At 44.7% G+C, this 859-nt stretch carries 1 pseudogene; it reads right to left on the bottom strand.

The features are described 5' to 3' along the window. Nucleotides 1–859: pseudogene (locus J690_RS24420) on the bottom strand (YadA-like family protein); the annotation flags it as partial.

Genomic DNA, 859 nt, shown 5'->3' with positions numbered 1-859 from the left:
TTGCCTGGTCTACATAGGTTTTATTGGTAATATGGTTTCCTTCAGTAATTGGACCTGTGTAGTAGCTGCCTCCATTATTCACCGTAAAACTATCGCCTAGCTTGGTTTCTCCTGTCGCAGTCAGGTTCGTCGTGTTCACTGTATTGAACGTCACATCCGCTGACGTACCAACCGTGATACTGCCATCCGCATTCGCTGTTAACTCAACATTGTCTCCAGTCACAAAGTTAACCTTGTTGTCATCTTTATTGACTGTCTTAACATCAACTCCGTCAATCTGCGTCACCACACTTTGTAAGGCTGTATCTGCCTTAACCAGACTGTCTTTGGTACTTTGACTCAAATCAACTGCATAGTCCGTAACATTGTTGGCATCAGGTGTACCTGCCGTTACCGTAACTGCACTTGATCCTGCTGACGCAGTGCTACCTTTGGCATTTACTGTATAAATATCCTGTCCATTGCTGCCTGTAGTTTTAACGACATCGGTAACATTCGTTCCTGCTACAACCTCGGTTCTTGACGCTGCTGTTGCCTGGTCTACATAGGTTTTATTGGTAATATGGTTTCCTTCAGTAATTGGACCTGTGTAGTAGCTGCCTCCATTATTCACCGTAAAACTATCGCCTAGCTTGGTTTCTCCTGTCGCAGTCAGGTTCGTCGTGTTCACTGTATTGAACGTCACATCCGCTGACGTACCAACCGTGATACTGCCATCCGCATTCGCTGTTAACTCAACATTGTCTCCAGTCACAAAGTTAACCTTGTTGTCATCTTTATTGACTGTCTTAACATCAACTCCGTCAATCTGCGTCACCACACTTTGTAAGGCTGTATCTGCCTTAACCAGACTGTCTTT

The sequence above is a fragment of the Acinetobacter sp. 742879 genome (genome assembly GCF_000588535.1).
Classification (GTDB): domain Bacteria; phylum Pseudomonadota; class Gammaproteobacteria; order Pseudomonadales; family Moraxellaceae; genus Acinetobacter; species Acinetobacter pittii.
Note: the sequence above shows the minus strand (reverse complement) of the source record. Positions and strands in the feature narration are given on the sequence as shown.